Raw genomic sequence first — 23688 nt, 5'->3', positions numbered from 1 at the left:
TTAATCATTATTCTTTAATGTTTTTACATGTAAAGCCTTGCTTCTCAAGCATTTGGGCAATAGACGTATAGTAAGGTTTCTCGTAAAAGCTTGAAACCCGCTCGGTCCACGAGGTAGATTGGGCTCCGTTCGTCCGCTTATGCATGTATGCACTCATAGACTGATCATATGATTCAATCAATGCCGCTACATTTGTTTGGTAGCTTTCCTCATGATAGATCGCTTCTTTTGGGAGACGAGGTTTTAAGCCGGGGTCTTCACTAGGATACCCTACGCATAAGCCCGCAATAGGGATGACATGCTTTGGCAGTTCTAGCAATTCAATCACCTCAAGCGGATTTTTGCGGATGCCTCCGATCGGCACGGTGCCAAGGTCAAGAGATTCAGCAGCAGTAATGGCATTTGACATAGCTAGTCCAACATCTGTGGCACCTACTAGAAGGGCATCGACATCATCGATGGCTTCGAGCGTTTTACCATGCACCTCTCCTGCAAGTTGAGCTCTATAAAAATCGGCACAGAAGATGAGAAAAACAGGTGCTTCAGCAACGTAGGCTTGATTGCCAACTAACTCAGACAAGCGTTTCTTTCTTTGATCGTCAAAAACAGCAATAATCGATACTTGCTGGCCATTGATCCATGAAGGGGCAGCTTGTGAAGCTTTAATAACTGCATCTAATTTTTCTGGTTCTATTTTTTTTGAAGTGTAAGAACGATAAGAACGATGATTTAACTGAGTGTTAATAATTGTATTCATTATATCTGCCTCCTGAACGAATAAGTTAATTGTTTTATTATTACATAAATAAACGGCTAACCCAAATCAAAAGCAATCAAACGTAAAAACCAATGCCACTAAGACATTGGTTTTTTACAGTGTTTTTATGTGAGATTAATGTACTGCCATTGAATGGAGAGGTGCAGTATACAATGAGCTTTTTTCTACCTTAGGGTTAAAATAGGCAATTAACAGCTCTTCAGTCGCTTCAATCGTGCCATCTTCTAGGTACGATTTCAAGGAGAATGGCAGTACTTCAATCATTGTATGCTTGTGAAGTTCTTTTTCATTTAATTTAAGTGAGCTGAACTCTTCATTTACTTGCTCTGGTGCTTCTGCTAAGCGGCGTAAAATAGCACTTTGCTGCTCTTTAGGTAAAGAAAAGCCCCACCATGTTTTACGAGGTTTATGTTTATGGTTTTTGAAGTAATCAATCATCATGAGCCCTTTAATGAAATCGAGGTTAGGCATCGATCTCGCTTCTAAAAACTGATAAAGACGTGTAAATAAGTCTTCTAATTGATGGCCGATTCTAGACCAGCCTTTTGATTCCCAGAAGTCACCAAACTCTTGAAAGAAGTCAAAAGGAGAGTCGAATACTTTTTCAACAAGGTATTCGACTGTTGTATCCATCCGGTGGGCATTCCAATACTTCTCTAATACATCTTCTACTCGCTTAATACGCACAATATCAGAAAACGGCAGGATATTATTGCTTAAAATTTCATATGGCGCATGGTTCATATACACATAATTATGGTCATCTGCACGAAGACGAAGACCGGTACCTCTTAGCATCTTTAAGAAACCTAGCTGCAGTTCCTCAGCACGAAGAGCAAATACATCATTAAAAGTATTCCTAAAAGAGTTATAATCTTCTTCAGGAAGGCCAGCGATTAAGTCTAGATGTTGATCAATTTTGCCGCCTTCTTTAACCATCGTTACAGTACGTGTGAGCTTTTGGAAGTTTTGACGGCGTTGTACAAGTTCATTTGTCGCATCATTTGTTGACTGAACACCGATCTCAAAACGGAAAATGCCTTTAGGAGCATGTTCATTTAAAAAGGATAATACTTCCGGACGCATAATATCTGCGGTGATTTCAAATTGAAAGACGCAGCCTTGATGGTTATCAATTAGGAATTGGAAGATTTCTAGCGCATAGTCTCTTTTTATATTAAACGTGCGGTCTACAAATTTGATCAGCTTAGCCCCGTTTTCAATCAAGTACAATAAATCACTTTTTACCCGATCTATATCAATATATCGCACGCCTACTTCAATAGAAGATAAACAGAATTGACAGCTGTATGGGCATCCGCGGCTTGTTTCAAAATAGGTCACTCTTTTTGACAACCCGTCTAAATCCTCATCAAAGCGATAAGGAGTAGGAACCTCTTCTAACTTTAACTTCGGACGGGGAGCATTAATGATCACTTCTTCCCCTTTTCGATAAGCAAGGCCAAAGACCATGTGATACTTAGCAGTTGTCGATAATTCTTCAAGCAGCTGTTTAAAGGTCTCTTCCCCTTCACCAACGACAATAAAGTCTGCATCAGGGGTCATCTCAAGCCAATCTTTCGTGTCATAAGAAACTTCTGGTCCGCCTAATACGATTTTTACTTCAGGCATGACCTTTTTAAGCATTTCAATGACTTTAAGTGTTTCTTCTATGTTCCAAATGTAACAGCTGAAGCCGATCACATCTGGTTTACGTTCAAACAAATCAGAAACAATATTCATGACAGGATCTTTTATCGTATATTCAACCATTTCAATTGGAAATTCAGGTTCTGCATAAGCTTTTAAACATCTAAGTGCCAAACAAGTGTGGATATATTTGGCATTCAACGTCGTAACGACGGTTTTCATTGGTTTATCCCTCAATTCTCTGTTTTCCTTACGTACTGTATGATACCATACGACTAGGCATGTTGCGAAATAATCATGAGTGTTGAGTCATTTTTCAACGAGTCAAAAGGATAAGCGTAATCGCAAGCATAATACATAAGGAGACACCAGGATGAATGCACCTAAACTACTTATATTTCTCCTAGCGGCCATGCTTCTATTGAGCCAAAGCGTAAGAGCAGAAGAAGCACTCAGGATCGCATATGACCCTAATTTGCCTCCCCTTCATATGTTAGAGGGAATTCAGCATGAGGGTTTTCTCATTGATTTGATGGAGGAGTTAAATCACTATCTCGGAAAAGAACTCATTTATGAGCCGATGACACAAGAAGAAGCCTATCATGCTCTTGAAAATCAAGAGGTTGATATTGTTTTATCCGCTTCGTTTCATGAGCAGCGAACAGCGACAATGAATTACACTGATTCGGTGCTGAACACGTCTGTCGGTCTTGTTGTAGCGGAAGAAGCAGATGAAACGATCGAAGGGATTTCGCAGCTGACAAATGTGAAGACAGCACTGCAAAAAGAGACAACAGAATATGAATTCCTGCGAACAATTAGACGGATTCAATATCATGTGACAAGCAATCAAAGAACAGCGATGCAATTATTATTAATGGGACGTGCGGAGGCTTTTGTTGGAAATGTCTTAACCGCTGATTATCTGCTTAAAGAAAGCGGTACGGACTCTGAATTCCGAATTGTCGGAAATTATCTTCTGCCAATTGATTATGCTATGGCTGTTCAAAGAGAGCGGCCTGATTTAGTCGATGAATTAAACCGAGCAATCACAACCGTCAAACAAAACGGAACGTATGCCGAAATACATGAACAGTGGTTTGGTAATGAAAACCTCTTAACCGACCGTTTATGGCTTGCAGTAAAAGTAACAGCCGGACTGCTTCTCGTTGTATTAATTATTACGTTTTTAGCAATCAGGTGGAATAGAAGGCTCCAAGCAGAAGTAGATAAAAAAACACATGTCTTAAAAAACTTAAATAAAACATTGCAAGAGCAAATCACTCAGACGAAAAATAGTGATGAGTACCAACGTCAAATATTAGACAGCTCACCAAGGGGAATTGTGACAGTGAATGAAGAGGGTATGATAACTTCTCTTAATTCAAAAGCTTTAACTATTGCAGGTGAAGATAAGAGTATTCTCACCAAATCGTATCAATCAGTAGAGCTTATATCACAATTGTTACAAGCGGCGTTTCATCAAGTATTTGAAAAGCAGGAATCCATCCTAGGAAAAGAGACAACGTGGAGACGGCAGGATGGCCGCGTCTATTATTTACGGTATTATATTTACCCTTTATTCAATATACAAAGAGAAATGATTGGGGTCATTGTAACGTTTGAGGATATAACAGAAGAGCGGCAGATGAGGCTTCAAGTGTTTGAACAAGAAAAAAGTCAGGCACTAAGCAGAGTAGTAGCTGGTATCGCCCATGAAATCCGGAACCCGCTTACTTCTATAAAAACATTTGCAGAACTGATTCCCAAAAAACTTCATAACGAACGATTTCAACGGGAGATCTCGACGTATGTTCCTAAAGAAATCGATCGAGTCAATCAGTTAATTGAAGGATTAATTGACTATGCCCGCCCAAGAGAACATGAAAAAGAGTCTGTCCAGCTGACAGACCTAGTAAGTGATTGCACCATTCTTTTTGAGCGGACGTTGCTTAATAAAGGAATCAAGTTACGTTTAGACTTACAAGAAGAGCAATTTATTTATGCCAACGCGAACCAAGTAAAGCAAGTAATCATGAATTTAATGATAAACGGAATTGATGCGATAGAAGAGGTAGTCGAAAAAAGAGAAGAAGAAAGAGACGGAGAGCTGGGCTTACGTTTGTTTGCTAAAGGGTGTGATGTAGTCTTTGTAATAGAAGATAACGGAGTAGGGATGACAGAGGAGGAGACACAGAAAGTTTTAGAGCCTTTTTATACAACTAAATCAAAAGGAACAGGACTTGGCTTAGCCATTGCACACCAGTATGTGCATGAGAATGAAGGCAGTTTATTAATTGAGAGCAAAGAAGGTATTGGAACAAAGGTAACATTACAGTTTAGGAGCGATAATCATGAAAAAAATCGTAATCATTGATGATGAAGCATCGATTTGTTCGTCACTGACATTTGCCCTTGAAGATGATTATCACGTAGAGGCTACAACCGACCCGGAAGAGGGAAAAAGGAGAATAGCCTCCGTCCAACCCGATTTAGTTTTGCTCGATTTGAAAATCGGGGCAGTAGACGGGTTGAGAGTTTTAGAAGACATCAAAGGCTTGCATCCATCGTTAGTAGTGATCATGATTACAGCATACGGTACCATTTCCTCTTCTGTTGAAGCGCTTCAAAAGGGAGCATATTCGTATCTAACGAAGCCAATCAATATGGATGAATTACAAACGGTCATAAAGCAAGCGCTTCATTTTAAATATTTACATGAGCAAGTGGAGCAATTAAGCAATGAGCTTGAAAAGAAGTATCGATATGAGGAGTTAATCGGCCAAAGTGATGGTATGCAGCAAGTGTTCAAATTGATTGATAAGGTAAGAAATGTGGATTCTAATGTGCTGATAACAGGAGAGAGCGGGACAGGAAAAGAGCTCGTAGCCCGTGCGATTCATTATTCAGGGAAGCGCAAGCAGCAGCACTTAGAAACGGTAAACTGTGCAGCTATTCCAGAGCATCTCTTAGAAAGTGAACTGTTTGGTTATGAGAAAGGGGCATTCACAGGAGCTGTCTCGAGCAAGGATGGGAAATTTCAACTGGCGAATGGCGGGACGATCTTTCTAGATGAAATTGGGGACATGCCCCTTGCTCTGCAAGCAAAGCTGCTTCGAGTTTTACAGCGCAGGGAGGTAACAAAGCTTGGTTCAAATTCTACTCAATCATTAGATGTACGAGTGATTGCTGCTACGAATAAAGACTTAGAGGGAGCAGTGAGGGAGGGTGAATTTAGAGAAGATCTTTATTTCAGGCTCCATGTCATCCCGATTCATCTGCCGCCCCTCAGAGAAAGAAAGGAAGATCTCAAGCTGCTTATCTCTCATTTAATTAAATCCTTTAATAAAGAGATGAACACAGAAGTAAGCGGGATCTCAAAAGAAGCATACCGAATTCTCTCTTCTTATTCTTATCCTGGGAACATTCGGGAGCTTGCCAACATTTTAGAGTCTTCAATGGTATTTGCAAGCGGAGCAACAATCGAAGTCGAGGATTTGCCGCTCCATTTAAGATCTGCTAAACCACAAGTTAAATCAGGTGATAGTGACCTTTCTGCATTTGTTGGACTGACTTTAAAAGAACTAGAACGGCAATTTATCCTTGAGACGTTAGAATACAATGACGGGCACCGCAAAAAAACGGCTGAAATGCTGCAAATAAGTGAAAGAAGCCTAAGAGATAAACTTAAACAATATACATTAACTGAGACATAAAAACCGGCAAAAAATGCTCCATCGGCATTTTTTGCCGGTTTTTTATGCGTTGGAAAACACCGAAACACTGAAAGCGCTAACAAATTGTCTATTTTAAAAATTGGCACACTAATTGCATTATAGTTAAGCGTACAAAACAAAATGGGGGGATTTCTTATGAAGAAATTTATAGCGAGCTTATCATTGGCATCTTTACTAGTTCTTGCCGCATGCGGGGGAGACGATGCAAATACAGATAACGGAGCTGAAGATAATGGGGCAGATGCTGGTGAGCAGGCAGAAGGAGCAGACCTTAGCGATTTATTCGTAACGGTTGCTACTGGCGGTACATCTGGTGTGTATTATCCGATTGGAGGAGCAATCTCAACAATCCTTGAGTCAGAGCTTGGAATTGATTCTTCTGTACAAGCAACGGGAGCTTCTGTAGAGAACATTAACTTAATTGATACGGGCCGTGCTGAACTTGCTATTACAATGGCTGATTCGGTCTTACAAGCATATGAAGGCAGCGGCGAGTTTGAAGGGAAAGATCCGATTGAATCAATGGCTGGATTAGCTGCTCTATATCCAAACTTTGTTCAAGTGGTCACAACAGAAGATTCTGGTATTGAAAGTGTCGAAGATCTTCGCGGGAAGAGTGTTGGAGTAGGGGCACCCAACTCTGGAGTTGAGCTGAACGCACGCATGGTGCTTGAGGCACATGGGATGAGCTATGACGATATTAACGAAGACTACCTTTCATACAGCGAGGCGATTGATCAAATTAAAAATGGAATGATCGATGCAGCGTTTGTTACAAGTGGTGTACCGAACGCAACTGTTATTGACTTAGATACAACTCATAATGCGAAGATTATTCCAATTGAAGGCGAAGCAATGGAATATTTAGAAGAGAACTACCCGTTCTTCTCTGCTGAATCCATTCCTGCAGGGTCTTATGATAACGAAGAAGATATTCCTACAGCAGCGATTACAAACTTGTTAATTATGTCCACTGAAATCTCTGAAGAGGCTGGTTATGAAATTACAAAAACTCTATTTGAGAACTTAGACCAAATTCAAGGGTCTCATAATGCAGCACAAGAAATCACATTAGAAACAGTAGATGTGGGTATGCCGATTCCATTCCACCCAGGAGCGGAGCGCTATCTTAAAGAAGTTGGTGCTATTGAGTAAGCAAGGGTGAGATAAAGTAGTCTAAGCGCCTGTTCAATTAAAAGAGAGCAGTGCGCTTAGATCATTTGTTAGGTGATAAGATGAAAAACCTCGTTCTGGCAATCATACTTGTTTTTTTGTTAACGGCCTGTTCTTATCAAGGGTATGCGGGGTTAGTGAAAATCCAGCGTACGGATAATGTCTTAATGACCATTCCAGACATTGAGCCTGGAGATAAAGTGACAGTGAAGTGGATTCATTCGGTGGAGAAAACACCATGGGAAGAAACGTATGAGTTGCAGGAAGATGGTACCCTACGTTTAATCGAAGCCATTTTTTATTCTTTTGGAGCAGGAGTACCGCACGAAAAAGGAAGTATGAGCGTAGAAGAAGGAAAAGTTGTCAGTCGGGATATGGAAGAAGAAACGATCGAAGCGTTTCGCTGGATACACTCGCATGATGCAAACTTTGAGGTGTATATCAATGACGAGTTATCAATTGCGGCAGAGGAACTGCCTCATCACGAAGCGTTAGAGTTAATCTTTAAGTGAGGTGATTGAAATGGATCAAAAACAAAATCCACAACCAGAAGAATTAACAAAAGAACAAGCAGAACTGCTTGAAAAATATGATGCTGAATCAAGATTCCGTACATTTAAAAGTAAGTCGATTGCTATCATTGTTTCACTTTTAGCGATATCATTATCCGTTTATCATATGTATACTTCTTACTTTGGTACACCTGTAACGCTTCAGCATCGCTCTTTGCATGTGGCGGCGATTCTAGCTTTAGTTTTCCTGCTTTATCCGCCATTTAAAAAATCAAGCCGCAAAACGTTGCCTTGGTATGATTTTCTCTTCGCGCTGATGGCATTCTCAACGACGATTTATATTTTTATCGATTACACCGGGATTGTAAACCGTGGCGGACTGCCTAACAACCTAGACCTCCTGTTTGGTGGGATTCTAGTCGTTCTAGTTCTTGAAGCAGCAAGACGTGTAACTGGATGGGGGCTTCCAGTACTTGCTATTCTATTCTTTCTTTATGGACTATTTGGAAGAGAGCTCTCAGGTATTTTCCGTCATAGAGGGTACACATGGGATGAACTCGTTAATTTCATGTACGTTACGACAGAAGGAATTTACGGCACAGCAATTGGTGTGTCAGCTACGTATATTTTCTTGTTTATTTTATTCGGTGCATTTTTATCAAAATCAGGGATGGGACAGTTTTTTAATGATATGGCGCTTGCTATTGCCGGTCAGACCAGAGGAGGCCCGGCAAAAGTAGCGGTTATTGCCAGTGGATTCCTTGGAAGTATTAATGGTGCTGCGGTAGCAAACGTGGTAACAACAGGATCATTTACGATCCCGTTAATGAAAAAAATCGGTTACCATCGTAACTTTGCTGGAGCTGTAGAGGCTGCGGCCTCTGTAGGGGGTCAGATTCTGCCTCCGATTATGGGTGCTGCTGCGTTCATTATGGCAGAGATGCTTGGTATTCCATATAGTCAAATCGCCCTTGCAGCTTTGCTGCCGGCGCTATTATTCTATTTAGGCATCATTGTACAGATCCATTTACGTGCTACAAAAGAAGGCTTAAGAGGAATCTCAAAAGAAAACCTTCCTCAAGTAATGGCTGTTTTAAAAGAAAGAGGACATTTATTAATTCCGTTATTTTTCCTTTTATATATGTTGTTCTTTAGCGGACGTACGATTATTTATTCTGCATTCTTAACGATTCTTGTAACGATTGTCGTAGCAATGCTTAGAAAAACAACAAGAATGAGTGTAAAAGATATTGTTGATGCACTTGAGTCAGGGGCAAGAACAGCGGTTGGTGTGGCTGTAGCCTGTGCGACTGTTGGTATTGTCGTAGGGGTAGCGACGATGACTGGATTTGGTCTAAAGCTAGCTAATGGAATTGTAACACTTGGGGGCGACAGTTTATTGCTAACCCTCATATTCACGATGATTGCATGTATTGTTCTTGGGATGGGTCTGCCTAGTATTCCAACATATATTATTACAGCGACAATGGCAGCTCCTGCGCTTATCTCATATGGAATCGAGCCGCTTGTTGCTCATTTATTTGTGTTCTACTTTGGGTTATTTGCAAATATTACCCCTCCTGTTGCGCTTGCTGCCTTTGCGGCCGCGGGTATATCAGGCGGCGATCAGATGCGGACTGGTTTTGTCTCAATGAAACTTGCTATCGCCGGGTTTATTGTTCCGTTTATGTTTGTCTACAATGACTCACTATTGTTAATTAATACGACCTTTGCTGAAGGAGCTGCGGTGACGGTTACAGCCATTTTAGGTGTCGTAATGCTTGGTACTGCTGCTGAAGGATACTTGTTCAGGTCGATACACTGGGTGCTGCGTATTGTTTTATTTGCCGGTGCGATTCTGTTCATGAATCCGAATATGGTGCAAGATATCATCGGACTTGGAATCATCTTAGTCGTCGTATTATGGCAGTGGAGAAAATCAAAGAACACACCAGAGACTGCACCTGGCCTATCTGCATAAAGGGAGGATATGAAGAAATGAATACTGATCTAATAGGTAAGTCTGTTATTGTACTCGCCTCTAGTAAAGGTTTAGGAAAAGCCGCTGCGCAACTGTATGTAGAAGAGGGGGCACAGGTCTTACTTTCTAGCAGAAGTGAAAGCGAGCTTGAGAATGCGGCCCTTGAAATAGAAGAAGAGACAGGGACAAAGCCTGCTTATGTTGTCTGTGATATTAGAAATGCTGATGAAATTAAGAAATTGGTCGAGAAAGCGACGGCTCTTCATGGCGGGGTTGATGTGTTAGTGAATAATGCTGGCGGCCCTCCTGCAGGTGGATTTGATGCGTTTGGTGATGAGGAGTGGCAAGGAGCGTTTGAACTTAACCTGTTAAGCTTTGTGCGAGCGATACGTGCAGTGCTTCCTTCGATGCGAGAACGCGGAGCAGGTCGTATTGTAAACATAGCTTCTTCATCGATCAAAGAGCCTGTAGAAGGGTTGATCTTATCGAATACGTTTAGAACGGCCATTGTAGGCATGTCAAAAACGTTAGCAAAAGAACTTGGCGGGGAAAATATTTTGATTAATACCGTAGGACCAGGAAGAATTGCAACAGATCGCGTTGAGGCCTTAGACCATATCAGAGCAGCTAAGCTTGGTCTTAGTTATGATGAGGCTAAAGAGCAATTAATGGATGCAATTCCGATGGGAAGGTACGGAACACCAGACGAGTTTGCACGGACGATTGTCTTTTTAGGATCTTTTGCCAACACCTATGTAACAGGCCAGTCCATTGTAGTGGACGGGGGAGCAACAAAAGCGTATTAAATAACGCGAAAAGCTTGAGAATTTATTATTCTCAAGCTTTTTTATTATGGGGATGGAATAGGTGTACTTAAGTCAAAAGTCCAGATAAGGTCGTCTAATCTAGGACGTTGAAGCTTTAGAGTGAATGGCTCGCTTATAGGTTGAGTAAACTCATACGTGCCATGCAATAGATTAGTCGTTTCCTCAACATTTGTTGTTTGAAAGGCTGGATAAATCGTTTCATCATCAATAAGCAGCGTCACTTCTAAGCCCTTCATTTCATGCACATCAGAAGCAATCAAACTCAGTGTATGCTGCTCGACATCAAGTGAGATAATCTTAAAATCATTATGCTCAATATGGTTTGATTGGTGGCTTAACTCTTTAAATGTAATATTTCTTTTGTGATAAAGAGGCTTTGCATAAAAGGGAACATGTAATACGTGTGCAGTTTCTTCTAGTCCGGGAGTATAAAACTGCCTAATAAGTATTTGATCAGGTTCAAGGGAGGTCGCAGAAGCTGTGGAATCGTAGGTGTAAATCGCTGCTGCTTCATGCTTTTTATCTAGTGATGTCGCGATAACCTTATCCATCGCATAGTTGAAATCTGTTCTAACATCATAGGAAGGATGAAGAGAAGTGACGAGCACATCTACAAAGAAGCCAGTTTGATTGTCTTGCACAGCTGGTTCAATATCCACTAATTCTACTTTTAAATGGCTATTTTCTACGGTGGCTTCAAAAGAGAGATCTTCTTCTTTATTGCTTTCGCAGCCGGCGATAACTATCAGGAGCATTAAGAAATAGTTTACCAATAAACTTTGACGTCTCATACAAACTACACCTCTATTATCTATACCCTTTAGATCATACTAACTCGTTCTATTCTAGCATGATGCAGTTTTCTGCTTAAATGAAAATTTCATTATTTTTTAGAAAAAAAGAGTATTAATTTTGAAAAGATATAACTATAATGAAATATATATTTCATTTTAATAATTCATGAAATATATACTTCTTTTTAGGAGAGTGACAAAAGATGAGTATGACATCTTCTGTTGATGAAGGATATCGGTATAGGGAAAGAACCCGGAAGTCTCAATCGTTTATGAATGATGCCTCGGAATATATGCCGGGCGGAGTGACAGCGAACATCAAATATTTCACGCCTCATCCAATCGTGATGAATAAAGCAAAAGGAGCTTATGTGTACGATGTAGATGGGAATGAATATGTAGATTATCTGCTATCTTACGGAGCTCTCAAACTTGGTCATGGTCATGAAGCTATTAAAAAAGCAATAGGTGATCAATTAGAAGAGCAGGGTACATGCTTGTTTGGCACACCTCATCATTACGAGGTTGAGATGGCTAAGCAAATTAAACAGCTATATCCCAGTATGGAGAACATTCGCTATACAAATTCAGGTACAGAAGCGACTCTTTTAGCACTCCGTTTAGCGAGAGCTTATACAGGCAAAGAGGGAATTGCAAAGTTTGAAGGGCATTATCATGGTGGATTTGATGAAGTGCTGGTCAGTGTAAATCCATCCCTAGAACAAGCCGGTCCAGAGCAGGAACCAAACTCCGTGTTAGAATCAAAAGGGATGAGTGAACGCCACAAAAACACAACGATTACACTGCCTTTTAATGACCTTGCAAGCTGCGAGGCAATCTTAAGAAAGAAGCATAAGGAAATAGGAGCGGTCATTATTGAACCTCTGCAAGGCGGGTTTATTAGAGCCAGCCAATCGTTTATTGAAGGTATGCGTCAATTAACGAAAGAGCTCGAAATATTGTTCATTTTTGATGAAGTGAAAACAGGATTCAGGGTAGCTTTAGGCGGTGCGCAGGAATTATATGAGGTGCAGCCAGACCTTACAACCCTTGGAAAAGTCATTGGCGGTGGATTTCCGGTAGGTATTGTGGGAGGCCGAAAAGAAATCATGAATATCACTTCACCATCTCATTCAGCTGACGTTTTTGATATTAGTCAAAGTCAAACTTCTAATGCTTCAGACGTGTTATTCCACAGCGGAACCTATAATGGGCATCCGACCATTTTAGCTTGCGGGCTTGCTACATTAGAAGTGTTAAAAAAAGAAACGGCTGATGTATGCAACCTGACAAATGAGCTGAAAATGGAGCTAGAGCATTTATTTAAACAGTATTCGATCCCAATGCTTGCAGTAGGCGAAGGGTCTATATTCAATATTGTGATAACAGATAAAAAGAACATTTATCATTACCGTGATCTACAGGCGAGTGATTTTAAACTTCGTAAGAAAATTGATCTGCGCCTTCTGCTTGAAGGTATCTATACAAAGCCCCTGAATCGTTACAGCGTATCAACAGCACATACAGCTGTTGAAGTGGAAAAGACGATTGAAGCGTTTAGGAGGGTGCTAAACGATTTATAACTAAGGAGTTCATAATGATAAAAAATGAAGTATATCAACGCATGGTTGACAAGCAAGGGGAGATGAGCAAGTCTCAAAAAAAGATTGCAGCCTATTTATTAAAACATACAGAAACAGCCCCTTTTCTAACAGCTTCTAAACTAGCTAAATTAACGGAAGTAGGAGAGGCGACAGTTGTAAGGTTTGCTGTATCACTAGGCTTTAGCGGCTATCCTGAATTACAAAAAGAGATGCAGAATGCCTTGCAAATGAAGATGACATCTGCTGAAATGTTTGCTCAAACGATTCCAGACCATAATGAAAAACAGAACTTGCTCACCGATATGCTTAAAGATGATATCACCAATCTTCAATTAACACTCAATCAAATAGATCACACAGCTTTCAATAAGGCGGCAGAAGAAATTGTAAAAGCGAATCGCATCTATATCCTTGCCTATAGGAGTGCTGTTAGTCTAGGCAAATTCTTAAGCTTCTACCTTGATCTCGTTTTACAGAATACGGAATTAATTGAGCATGCTGACGGGATGAGTGAACATTTACTTGATATTAAAGAAGGGGATTTAGTCATTGCTTTTGGGTTTGCCAGATATACAAAGAGAACAGTAGATGCGTTGAAGTATGTAAAGGAAAAAGATGTGAAGACAATTGTGATAACGGACCATCCGCTGTCACCGCTTGCTCCTTATGGGACCATAACCCTTCATACATCTACAGAAATCAATTCCTTTATTGATTCGTTTACAGCTCCGATGAGTGTGATTAATGCCCTGCTTACGGCGGTAACAAGAAGTGAGCATGTCAAAGTTGAAAAGAGGCTTCAAGAGCTTGAAGAACTATGGGAAGCATTTGATGTATTTTACGAGTAAGAAGGCCAGACCTAAATATAAAAAAGAGGCTTGCTCATGGCAAGCCTCCATTAAGATATTAAGAAGTAGCTAATCCTTTATCTGAGTCGTTTTTACGATTGCGTAAGATGTGAAGAGCAGCAATCACTACAAAAACTCCTAAACCAGATAGAGAAATGACTAAGTTATTTGGATAAATCAGTGCAAGACCAGATGCAAATAATAAAATACGCTCGATCATATATGGTTTTGCAACAAAGTAGTTCATTAATGAAGCACTCACAGCAGCCATTCCTAACAGCGCAGTAATAAGCGCCGGTACTAACGTTGCAAATGTCCAATCCTGAAGTAATAAAACAGGATTGGAAACAAAGGCATAAGGAATGATAAATGCTGCGATTGCAAGCTTAAAGGCGGTCACACCGGCTTTCATTGGATTGGCCTTCGCTATACCGGCTCCGGCATAGGCGGCCAGACAAACAGGCGGCGTAATATCAGCTACAATTCCAAAGTAGAATACAAAGAAGTGAGCTGCAATAATTGGAACATCAAAAGCGACAAGAGCAGGTGCAGCCATTGAAGCTGTAACTACGTAGTTCGCTGTTGTTGGAAGTCCCATACCTAATAAAATACAAGCAATCATTGTAAAGAATAGAACTAGGAAGAATACACCGCCGGCAAGATCAATAATTCCACCGGCAATCTTTCCACCAAGACCAGTCATCGTCACGATACCAGCAATAATACCAGCTGACGCACAGGCAGCAATAACCGGCAGGGCGACACGCGCCCCTTGCTCCAGAGCATCTAGAATGTCACGAGGTCCCATTCTTGTATCTTTACGGAACAAACTTACAAAGAATGCAGCCCCAATTCCCCAAAGGGCAGCTGTGGTTGCTGTGAAGCCCAGATAAAGCATAACGATAATCGTAATAAGCGGTGCAAGTAAATCTAATCGCTTAGCAATGCCTCCAAACGTAGGAAGCTGATCTTTAGGAAGACCTAGAATCCCTTGTTTTTTGGCTTCGAAATGTGTACCCATAAACACACCAGCGAAATAAAGTAATGCAGGGATAATAGCTATTAAGATAATTTCGCGGTAAGGAACGCCTGTATTACTTGCCATGATGAAGGCAGCAGCTCCCATAATCGGCGGCATGATTTGACCACCTGTTGAAGCAGAAGCTTCCGCGGCAGCTGAGAATTCTGGTTTAAAGCCGGCGCGTTTCATCATAGGGATCGTAAATGATCCCGAACTAACTGTATTGGCAACCGATGATCCTGTTACCATACCTTGCAATCCACTAGCTGTAACGGCAGCTTTTGCTGTACCACCAGTCATTCGTCCAGTTGCACCAAATGCAAGGTCATTAAAAAATTTTCCGATTCCTGTTTTCGTTAACATGACTCCAAAGAAGAGGAAGAGGAAAATAAATGTAGATGAAATTCGTATCGGTGTACCAAAAATGGCTTCAGTGTTAAAGAACATACTCGTCATTAATCGATCGAAGGTAAAGCCTGAGTGCTGAAAGGCTCTAATTGGAAAGACATTTCCTAAATACCCATATAACAGGGCGATTAATGCAATAATGACAATTGGCAGACCTACAGCTCGTCTAGTTGCTTCAAGCACTAAGGCAACACCGAGTGTGGCGACAATAATATCTAGGTCAGAATAGCCTAAGATCGTTACCTGATTACTTGTTAAACGGCTGTATTCAAAGACGATATAGAAATTGACCGCAAGTGCAAGCAAGGCCAAAATTCCATCATACCAAGGTACTCCACGCTTTTTTAAGAATGATCGTTTAGCCGGATAAAGGATGAAAATAAGAGAAAGTCCCCCAGCTAAATGGATTGCGCCTTGAATTAATGTTACATAAGGACCGCGAAAAGACGTGTAGAGCTGAAAGATTGTTAAGGAGATGGCTAGAATCGTAACAATCCACGCCCACTTTTGTAAGTCGGTACGATAGGCTGATTCTTTATCGTACTTAGCGAGCAGGTCTTGATTTTTATCAGTTGTTTCTGTCATATATCTTTCACCACCTAGAAAAAATTGAAATCTCGAAGAAAAAGTACGCGTCAATCAAGTCGACAGTTGACTTCATGGTTGACTTGATTTTTGACAAAACGTACAACACGGCATTCACGTATTTCGGTAAAATCAATTATCTGTTTACATATTCTTTTTACTTTAAACAGACCAGTCGTTTCTCTAGAGCATCGTATCGTGCTTACCCTTTCTTCGGGCTTCATTCTAGAAGTCGAGCCTTCTTTATGTGAAGTTGGGTTTAATTAAATTAAAAGCAACGTCCACGTGTCGTGAGCAGGCTGTGAGGTCAGTGCTGATAACGCCGAAAATCCGTTCGTTCCATTATTTTCAAAAAAAGATTTGTACCTAAAAAGGGACTGAACAGATTGGATGCCCAGTCCCTATGTTATCCATCTTATTAGTTAATAATGCCTTGTTCTTTGAAGTACTTTTCTGCACCAGGGTGGAATGGAAGACCATCAGAACCATTTAAGATGTTCTCAGGATCTAAGTGCACACCTTGTGGGTGAGAAATGCTGTCAACGTTCTCGTAAAGACCTTTTACAATCTCATAACCAAGGTCTTCGCTGATTTGGTTTGTAGAACCAACAAGAATCGCATAAGCTGTAATCGCATCAACTGGACCATCTAAAAATTCATACGTATCAGCAGGAATTTCTAAGTGTCCGTAGTCACTGTTATCAAGAATTGTTTGAAGCGCTTCACCTTCAACAGGAAGTAATACTACATCACGTTGGAAAGCAAGTTCTTCAATGTTACTTGCAGGCAGACCAAGTAAACCGAATGAAGCATCTAACTGACCATCTTGAAGACGAGCAGCAGCGTCACCAAAACCTTCTTCAAAAGCTTGATAATCACCATCTTCTAAACCGTAAGCACTAAGAATTAATTTCGCCGCAGCTTGTGTACCACTACCTGCAGGTCCAATCGCTACACGCTTACCTTCAAGGTCAGCAATTGAAGTGATTCCAGTGTTTTCAGTCGTAACAACTTGCATAACCTCTGGGTAGATATGACCCATAAATCCAAAGTTCTCAACAGCAGCACCTTCAAAATCAGCTTCACCGTTAAGAGCTTCTAGAGCAGGGATGTGTACAGTCATACCAAGCTGCATCGTTCCTTGATAAATTCCTCCAAGGTTTTCAACAGATGCACCAGATGCTACTGCACTAACATTAAAGTCTTCGAAATCAACATTGTCATTCATGACATTAGCCATCTCTTGACCTAATGGATAGTACGTACCACCTGTACTACCTGTTCCCATTTGCAAGTCTGTTTTGAAATCTTCGTCCCCGCCAGCATTATCAGAGCCGCCACAGGCACCAAGAAGCATTCCTACAGAAAGCAATGCAGCTGATAAAAAAGCAAATTTCTTTTTCATCGAATTTCCCCCTTATATATGTAGTTATCAGTATGAAGGCGTGTTCATACCACATTATCATTTAATCAAAAATCTAAAAGAATGTCAAAGTGTAACGCGAAATCTCTTTGTCATGTAAACTAACAATGTGAAAATAAAGGAGATAAAAAGAAGCTGCCTTCATAGACAGCCTCAAGATGATTTATTCCATTGTTGGAATATCTTCTGTATTTTCAGCTTCAATGGCAGCGCCTGTATCAATGTGGCCGAACATTTCAGGATGTTCTTCACCATCAATTAATACCTTCGTTTGATTAAAGCCGAATTGTTTCATTGTAAGAGCAATTTGTTGCATAAGCATAGCTTCTGTACCAGAGCCAAGCTGAGCATCTAATAGTTCAGAAGAGAAAGAGACATGAGCTGTACCTTCATGCTCTTCAACAGATTGGACTTCTACGTTGCTCGGGATGAGAGAAACAAGATTAGCATGTTCTGGTCCTTCTACCCAAGCTTCGAATGTCGCTTTAAAAAGCTCTTCATCAGATGCTTCAATAGAACGTTCTTCTTTATAAATATCCATTACCTGATCATCTGCAAAGAATAGATATACTGGAGTAGCAGTTGCTTCTTCAACAGCAGGTGTTTCTTCCGTCTCAACAGACTCTGAATCTTCAGCGGCTGTTTCCTCTTCTACACCATGTTCCTCTTCGACTGGTTCTTCAGTTGATTCTTCCTCCGTACTTTCATCAGCAGCAAGCTCTTCTTCTACTTCAGTTTCTTCTTCAACAGCATCTGCATTTTCCTCAGTTTCGATATTTCCAGTCGATTCATTTGAATCGATGGCGTTCTCCCCTTGGCCGCATGCTGCTAAAAAGATAACAAGTAGTAATGCAGCTAGCATTAGTGTGACTTTTTTCATTGTAGGTCCTCCTATTCAAGCCAATCAATTAATATCTTACAAGGTTAATAGAGAAAGCTTCCTCATTTGGTAAGACAACCCTGTAATTAAAGTTTACAACATCGCCGTTCATTTTCAAATCATTAATTAAGACTCAAACTTTAGACCTATGCAAGTTGATTTTCTTTAGAACGACGCACAAAGGACATTTCTCTCCAATGACCTTGACGCCAGCGCCATAACATTAACAGGCCCCTCAGCCATTCATCCGCAATAAAACCTATCCACACTCCAACAAGTCCAAGACCCATGTGTACACCAAAAAAGTAAGCAACAGGGATACTTACTCCCCACATGGATAAAATCCCAAGGTACACAGGAAACTTAACATCTCCAGCCGCTCGTAAACAATTGATGACAACGAGATTGAAGGCTCTTCCTGGCTCTAAAATGATCGTTAGAAGTAAGAGGGTTGCACCCGCTGTGATAATCTGTTCGTTATTTGTGAATATTGAGAGAAGAGGGCGGCTTGAAAAGTAAACGATCACAGCCATCGAGGTTGAAACGGCAATCGCTATCTTTAAGCTTCTAATACATCGCTCGTATGCCTCGTCTAACTTTTTTGCCCCTACTTGATGGCCGATGATTATTTGAGTTCCTTGTCCTATAGCAATCGCAAATAACAAAATAAACATCATAATGTTTTGTGTATACACTTTTGTTGTCAGGGCTTCTGTACCCATCATGACGATAAAAAAGGTAATCACAAGTTGTGAGCCATTATAAGAAAGATGTTCACCTGCTGACGGAATTCCGATCTTAAGCAAACTTCTTAATTCGTATGAAGGGAAAGAACGACGCATAAAAGAAAAAGGCAGACGCCCTTTTAGTCGGTAAAACAGGACAAATGCAATAACGATTAACCCCAAAGTTCGACTAATGGTAGTTGAAATCGCTACCCCTGTAACCCCTAGAACCGGAATCCCGAACGGTCCGAAAATAAATAAATAATTTCCTATTACGTTTAAAATATTCATACCAATCGTAATGTACATCACATCTTTAGTGAACTGATGACTTCTCAGAACTGCTCCAATCGTCATAAGAACTGATTGAATAAATGAAAAGCCGCCGACAATTTGTAAATAGAGAGTTGCTTCTTTTAAAAGTTCCTCTGGAAGCCCCATCATAAGAAGGATGGCGGGCCCTGCAGCGAATAATAGCAGACTTAAAAATAAGCCGAAGATAAAGTTTCCTATAATCGAAACGGTTGCTACTCTGCCGGCATCTTCGTCTTGATTTGCCCCTAAATGCTGAGCGACGAGTACGCTTGTTCCTGTAGCTATAAAGCCGAACATGACGATGATCACCATCAGAAGCTGGTTTGAAACCCCAACCGCTGCAACCGCATCATCAGAGTACTGGCTAAGCATTAACGTATCGGCGTTACCCATCAGCATATGTAGAAGAATTTCAATGAAGATCGGCCATGTGAGAGCGAAGAGGGTGGCATTACGTGCTGTTTTTGCTTTCTTGGTCATATGACATCCCACCTATATGGACTATGTTATTTTTGGAATGAAATAACAAAGCAAGAAGAACGGGACGGGATGAAACCGTTCTTCTTGCTGCTGCCTCATTCCTTTTAAAGCTTCTTTAAAACAATGGCTTGTTTAGGACCTATCCTGATTTTAGCAGATGGCTCCATAACCTGCTCAGAAAATAATTCCTTCGTTGGCAGGTTAATAAACTCATCAGGCAACTCGAATTCATGAGATTCTCTTTCTGCATTTATGACAAATAACAGCTGCTCATTCTTTGTGACCTTTATATAAGAGAGGAGGGGGGAGGCAAGGTTTGTTGGAACAAACGTTAAATCACCTCTCGTGCCAAAGGCTTCAGACTGAGTACGAAGTTGAATGAGCTGTTGTACATATTTGAATAATGGTTGGTTTTGCTTTTCTTCATCCCAAACCATACATTCTCTGCACCCAGGGTCAGCACCGCCAGTCATACCGATCTCATCTCCGTAGTAAATACAAGGAGTTCCAGGCAGAGAAAATTGGAGTAACAACTGAAGCTTAACCAGATCTTCATCGTTGGCTGAGAGCGTTAATATCCTTGGTGTATCATGACTTCCCAATAAATTAAAAGCAACTTCTTGAACAGAACGAGGGTACATATGCAGTAATTTTGTTAATTGTTCAATGAACGCTTTACTGTTAATTGAATGTTTTCCTGCAAAGTCAATAATGGCGTTAGTCACAGGATAGTTCATTACTGCGTCAAATTGATCTCCTAGAAGCCAAGGCATTGAATCATGCCAAATCTCTCCTAATATATACGCATCAGGTTTTATATCTTTTACTACTTTCCTGAACTCTCTCCAAAAGGAATGATCAATTTCATTTGCAACGTCTAAACGCCAGCCGTCAATATCAAATTCACGAATCCAATAAGCAGCTACGTTTAGCAGGTATTCTTTCACCTCAGGATGTTCTGTGTTTAACTTAGGCATTGTTGGAACAAAAGCAAACGCATCATAATTTGGACGCACGTCACCGGCAGCTTCTTCTATTGTAGTGATTGGAAACTCATGAATATGAAACCATTCACGGTAGTTCGAAGCCTTCCCATTTTTTAAGACATCTTGAAAAGGTTCAAAATAGTAGCCTGAGTGATTAAATACAGCATCTAACATGACTCGAATTCCTCTAGCATGACAAGCTTTGACAAAGTGTTTAAACGTGTCCTTAGTACCGAATTGCGGATCAATTTCCATGTAGTCAATCGTGTCATACTTATGATTGGAATGGGCTTTGAAAATCGGAGTGAGGTAGATGCCGCTAATTCCTAATTGGGATAGATAATCTAGATGATTCTCAATTCCTACAAGATCGCCGCCAAAGAAATTTGTCGGTGTAGGAGACGTGCTTCCCCAAGGCAAGGTGCCATCAGGATTAAGAGACTTATCACCATTAGCAAATCTTTCAGGGAAGATCTGATACCAGACTGTGTCCTTTACCCATTCTGGAGGCGCGAAAACGTCAACCTCATTTAAAAATGGAAAACAAAAGTAAAATCCAGCATCAGCTGGTGAATCCTCATAAAACCCTCGTTCTGTATATGTTAAACACTCATTCTTTGAACGAAGGCGAAATCCATATCTTAAGCGGCGAAAAGGGGGAGAGACTTCTTTAAACCAATAATCAAAAAGGTCATCACTTCCTGTTTTTATCATCTTTTCGGCTTGAAACAGCCAACCTGTTTCGTTATCCCATTCATATGGATCTCCGTATAGGAGTTCGACATCTTCTACATCATCTTTTTTTGTCTTTAAACGAATATGTAAATCTTTTTCATTATAAGCATAAGCGAATTCGTTTTTTGGACGGTGATAAATGGCTTCCTTTTGCATCCAACCCCTCCTTAATAATTTAAACCTCTAACTAATCTAAGCCTATGTATATAATTGTATACTGTCACGTTAAGAATGCAAACGTTTGTCATTGTGATTTTTTACGAAATAAAAAATATGTGAAAACGGTTGCTTAAATCTATGACTCTATGTATAATTGCCTATAAAGATAGATGAAAGCGATTGCATATTTTTTTGTCGGATTGTGCAAACGATTGCTCTAATTATGGCATAAAGGTTGTGATGAAGTGATGAGCAAACAATGGTGGAAAGAAAGTGTGATTTACCAAATATACCCCCGCAGCTTTGCTGACAGCAATGGTGATGGGATTGGTGACTTAAAAGGAATAATCAGTAAGCTTGATTATCTAGAATGGTTAGGGATTGATGTGATCTGGCTAAGTCCTGTCTATGATTCTCCTAATGATGATAATGGGTACGATATCCGTGATTATTACGGAATTATGAAGGAATTTGGGACAATGGACGACTGGGAATTAATGCTAAGTGAAGTCCATAAACGCGGGATGAAGTTAATTATGGACTTAGTCATAAATCACTCGAGTGACGAATGTGAGTGGTTTGTAAAGTCAGCTTCATCAAAAACAAGCCCGTATCGGGATTACTACATATGGCGCCCAGGTAATGGTGGTCAAGAACCCAATAATTGGGAATCTCATTTCGGCGGTTCTGCATGGAAGTATCACGAAGAAACGGATGAGTATTTCTTGCACCTATTTTCAAAAAAACAGCCTGATTTCAATTGGGAGAATGAAGCGTTACGCAGTGAACTATACAAGATGATGACTTGGTGGCTCGATAAAGGGATTGATGGCTTTAGGATGGATGTCATCAATATGATCTCTAAAGCAGAGGGGCTCCCTGATGCTTCTGAAGTAAGAGACACGCCGTATCAGCCGGCAGGCGATCTATTTCTAAATGGTCCGCGTGTTCATGAATATATAAAGGAAATGAATGAACAAGTGTTATCGAAATATGATGTCATGACGGTCGGTGAGACACCGGGAGTCACGCCAGACGATGCAGCATTATTTACCGGAGAAGATCGCAATGAATTAAATATGGTTTTTCAATTTGATCACATGGATGTGGATTCAGGACCTGGAGGGAAATGGGATATTCAACCATGGACCTTAAGTGAACTTAGAAGAATTTTAGACGGCTGGCAGCTGGGACTTGAAGGGCGTGGCTGGAACAGCTTGTATTTGAATAATCATGATCAACCAAGAATGGTTTCAAGGTTCGGAGATGATAAAGAGTACCGTGTGAACTCTGCCAAAATGTTAGCGACCCTGCTGCACACCCTGCAAGGCACTCCTTACATCTACCAAGGCGAAGAAATCGGTATGACGAACGTGGAATTTGATTCGATCGATGATTATCGCGATATTGAGACTCTTAACATGTACAAAGAAGCAACAGAAGAAAGAGGAATATCACATGATGAGGTCATGAGACGGATCTATATTAAGGGTCGTGACAATGCGAGAACACCTATGCAGTGGAACCCAACAAAACATGCAGGCTTCACAACGGGGGAGCCTTGGCTGGCTGTCAATCAGAATTATGAAGAAATTAATGTAGAGGAAGCTCAGACAGACAAAAACTCAGTCCTTCATTATTACAAAAAACTGATCGCACTAAGAAAAGAGAATCCAATCATGATTTATGGTGCGTATAGGACATTAAATGAAAATAAAGAGGCTGTATACAGTTATGAAAGAGAATGGGAAGGCAAGAAGCTTTTAGTCATGCTAAACTTCACTGCCATACCCCAAGCATATAAGGTACCACCAAAATGGATAAAAAGCGGCTGTGAGTTGTTGATTAGTAATGAGGCCATCCATCCATCGTTAGAAGATGGAACAATAGAGCTCTCACCTTATGAAGCTCGTGTGTATGTTATGAAAGGCTGAATCAATGCACTTTTTCTTTTACTACATGAAGGGAGTGATGAAAGAGATAGCAAATGAATGGACTGCTAGATGGATTTAACGAATGATTCCAGGTATGACACAAACAATGAAAAGGTTAAGGGGGAAAGAATCA

At 40.6% G+C, this 23688-nt stretch carries 17 protein-coding genes; 9 read left to right on the top strand and 8 right to left on the bottom strand.

Going from position 1 to position 23688, the window contains the following annotated elements; all coding sequences use genetic code 11:
* Window positions 1–7: 7 nt before the first annotated feature.
* On the bottom strand, window positions 8–757 hold the full coding sequence (gene nfsA, locus A33I_RS11770) for an oxygen-insensitive NADPH nitroreductase (RefSeq protein WP_022628617.1): 750 nt from the start codon (window positions 755–757) through the stop codon (window positions 8–10).
* A gap of 135 nt (window positions 758–892) precedes the next feature.
* The gene (locus A33I_RS11765; RefSeq protein WP_022628616.1) at window positions 893–2650 is read right to left on the bottom strand and encodes a B12-binding domain-containing radical SAM protein; all 1758 of its coding nucleotides are present in this window, start codon (window positions 2648–2650) and stop codon (window positions 893–895) included.
* Window positions 2651–2801: 151 nt separating this feature from the next.
* Between A33I_RS11765 and A33I_RS11760 the strand changes: the two genes are divergently transcribed.
* From A33I_RS11760 to A33I_RS11735, 6 genes are all read left to right on the top strand, one after another.
* Window positions 2802–4805, top strand: coding sequence for a transporter substrate-binding domain-containing protein (locus A33I_RS11760; RefSeq protein ID WP_022628615.1), 2004 nt, complete (start codon window positions 2802–2804; stop codon window positions 4803–4805).
* Complete coding sequence (locus tag A33I_RS11755) at window positions 4783–6144, top strand: sigma-54-dependent transcriptional regulator (protein ID WP_022628614.1); 1362 nt, start codon at window positions 4783–4785, stop codon at window positions 6142–6144. Before A33I_RS11760 ends, A33I_RS11755 begins: the two co-directional genes overlap by 23 nt.
* A gap of 156 nt (window positions 6145–6300) precedes the next feature.
* Complete coding sequence (locus tag A33I_RS11750; RefSeq protein ID WP_022628613.1) at window positions 6301–7320, top strand: TAXI family TRAP transporter solute-binding subunit; 1020 nt, start codon at window positions 6301–6303, stop codon at window positions 7318–7320.
* Window positions 7321–7400: 80 nt separating this feature from the next.
* Entirely contained in the window at window positions 7401–7850 is a 450-nt protein-coding gene (locus tag A33I_RS11745) for a DUF1850 domain-containing protein (protein ID WP_022628612.1), read from the top strand.
* A 10-nt stretch (window positions 7851–7860) separates the two neighbouring features.
* Complete coding sequence (locus A33I_RS11740; protein WP_022628611.1) at window positions 7861–9831, top strand: TRAP transporter permease; 1971 nt, start codon at window positions 7861–7863, stop codon at window positions 9829–9831.
* A 17-nt stretch (window positions 9832–9848) separates the two neighbouring features.
* Entirely contained in the window at window positions 9849–10637 is a 789-nt protein-coding gene (locus A33I_RS11735; protein ID WP_022628610.1) for an SDR family oxidoreductase, read from the top strand.
* 44 nt (window positions 10638–10681) lie between these two features.
* Here A33I_RS11735 and A33I_RS11730 read toward each other — a convergent pair whose 3' ends face one another.
* Window positions 10682–11449: a hypothetical protein gene (locus tag A33I_RS11730; protein WP_022628609.1), complete on the bottom strand. Its 768-nt coding sequence runs from the start codon at window positions 11447–11449 to the stop codon at window positions 10682–10684.
* Window positions 11450–11655: 206 nt separating this feature from the next.
* Between A33I_RS11730 and A33I_RS11725 the strand changes: the two genes are divergently transcribed.
* Together A33I_RS11725 and A33I_RS11720 are read left to right on the top strand one after the other, a co-directional pair.
* Complete coding sequence (locus A33I_RS11725; RefSeq protein ID WP_022628608.1) at window positions 11656–13035, top strand: aspartate aminotransferase family protein; 1380 nt, start codon at window positions 11656–11658, stop codon at window positions 13033–13035.
* A 14-nt stretch (window positions 13036–13049) separates the two neighbouring features.
* Window positions 13050–13904: a MurR/RpiR family transcriptional regulator gene (locus A33I_RS11720; protein ID WP_022628607.1), complete on the top strand. Its 855-nt coding sequence runs from the start codon at window positions 13050–13052 to the stop codon at window positions 13902–13904.
* Window positions 13905–13962: 58 nt separating this feature from the next.
* On the opposite strand, the gene A33I_RS11715 is transcribed toward A33I_RS11720, so the two are convergent.
* From A33I_RS11715 to A33I_RS11695, 5 genes are all read right to left on the bottom strand, one after another.
* Window positions 13963–15918, bottom strand: a complete 1956-nt coding sequence (locus A33I_RS11715; protein WP_012959819.1) for a TRAP transporter permease — start codon at window positions 15916–15918, stop codon at window positions 13963–13965.
* Window positions 15919–16336: 418 nt separating this feature from the next.
* The gene (locus A33I_RS11710; protein WP_012959818.1) at window positions 16337–17323 is read right to left on the bottom strand and encodes a TAXI family TRAP transporter solute-binding subunit; all 987 of its coding nucleotides are present in this window, start codon (window positions 17321–17323) and stop codon (window positions 16337–16339) included.
* Between the two features lie 181 nt (window positions 17324–17504).
* On the bottom strand, window positions 17505–18221 hold the full coding sequence (locus A33I_RS11705) for a GerMN domain-containing protein (protein ID WP_022628606.1): 717 nt from the start codon (window positions 18219–18221) through the stop codon (window positions 17505–17507).
* Window positions 18222–18367: 146 nt separating this feature from the next.
* Window positions 18368–19741 carry an MATE family efflux transporter gene (locus A33I_RS11700; RefSeq protein WP_022628605.1) on the bottom strand — a complete coding sequence of 458 codons (1374 nt, stop codon included), beginning with the start codon at window positions 19739–19741 and terminating at the stop codon, window positions 18368–18370.
* A 104-nt stretch (window positions 19742–19845) separates the two neighbouring features.
* Window positions 19846–21618 carry a glycoside hydrolase family 13 protein gene (locus A33I_RS11695; protein WP_022628604.1) on the bottom strand — a complete coding sequence of 591 codons (1773 nt, stop codon included), beginning with the start codon at window positions 21616–21618 and terminating at the stop codon, window positions 19846–19848.
* A 251-nt stretch (window positions 21619–21869) separates the two neighbouring features.
* Between A33I_RS11695 and A33I_RS11690 the strand changes: the two genes are divergently transcribed.
* Window positions 21870–23555, top strand: coding sequence for an alpha,alpha-phosphotrehalase (locus tag A33I_RS11690; protein ID WP_022628603.1), 1686 nt, complete (start codon window positions 21870–21872; stop codon window positions 23553–23555).
* The last annotated feature ends 133 nt before the right edge of the window (window positions 23556–23688 follow it).

Origin of the sequence: Alkalihalophilus marmarensis DSM 21297, from assembly GCF_000474275.2 — a bacterium.
GTDB classification, from domain to species: domain Bacteria; phylum Bacillota; class Bacilli; order Bacillales; family Bacillaceae_D; genus Alkalihalophilus; species Alkalihalophilus marmarensis.
This window is presented reverse-complemented; position numbering and strand designations above follow the sequence as displayed.

Coding starts and splice junctions, on each gene's coding strand:
- A33I_RS11705 (WP_022628606.1), bottom strand. CDS start 18,221: ATGAAAAAAGTCACACTAATGCTAGCTGCATTACTACTTGTTATCTTT.
- A33I_RS11740 (WP_022628611.1), top strand. CDS start 7,861: ATGGATCAAAAACAAAATCCACAACCAGAAGAATTAACAAAAGAACAA.
- A33I_RS11730 (WP_022628609.1), bottom strand. CDS start 11,449: ATGAGACGTCAAAGTTTATTGGTAAACTATTTCTTAATGCTCCTGATA.
- A33I_RS11735 (WP_022628610.1), top strand. CDS start 9,849: ATGAATACTGATCTAATAGGTAAGTCTGTTATTGTACTCGCCTCTAGT.
- A33I_RS11755 (WP_022628614.1), top strand. CDS start 4,783: ATGAAAAAAATCGTAATCATTGATGATGAAGCATCGATTTGTTCGTCA.
- A33I_RS11760 (WP_022628615.1), top strand. CDS start 2,802: ATGAATGCACCTAAACTACTTATATTTCTCCTAGCGGCCATGCTTCTA.
- A33I_RS11690 (WP_022628603.1), top strand. CDS start 21,870: ATGAGCAAACAATGGTGGAAAGAAAGTGTGATTTACCAAATATACCCC.
- A33I_RS11710 (WP_012959818.1), bottom strand. CDS start 17,323: ATGAAAAAGAAATTTGCTTTTTTATCAGCTGCATTGCTTTCTGTAGGA.
- A33I_RS11720 (WP_022628607.1), top strand. CDS start 13,050: ATGATAAAAAATGAAGTATATCAACGCATGGTTGACAAGCAAGGGGAG.
- A33I_RS11725 (WP_022628608.1), top strand. CDS start 11,656: ATGAGTATGACATCTTCTGTTGATGAAGGATATCGGTATAGGGAAAGA.
- A33I_RS11745 (WP_022628612.1), top strand. CDS start 7,401: ATGAAAAACCTCGTTCTGGCAATCATACTTGTTTTTTTGTTAACGGCC.
- nfsA (WP_022628617.1), bottom strand. CDS start 757: ATGAATACAATTATTAACACTCAGTTAAATCATCGTTCTTATCGTTCT.
- A33I_RS11700 (WP_022628605.1), bottom strand. CDS start 19,741: ATGACCAAGAAAGCAAAAACAGCACGTAATGCCACCCTCTTCGCTCTC.
- A33I_RS11715 (WP_012959819.1), bottom strand. CDS start 15,918: ATGACAGAAACAACTGATAAAAATCAAGACCTGCTCGCTAAGTACGAT.
- A33I_RS11750 (WP_022628613.1), top strand. CDS start 6,301: ATGAAGAAATTTATAGCGAGCTTATCATTGGCATCTTTACTAGTTCTT.
- A33I_RS11765 (WP_022628616.1), bottom strand. CDS start 2,650: ATGAAAACCGTCGTTACGACGTTGAATGCCAAATATATCCACACTTGT.
- A33I_RS11695 (WP_022628604.1), bottom strand. CDS start 21,618: ATGCAAAAGGAAGCCATTTATCACCGTCCAAAAAACGAATTCGCTTAT.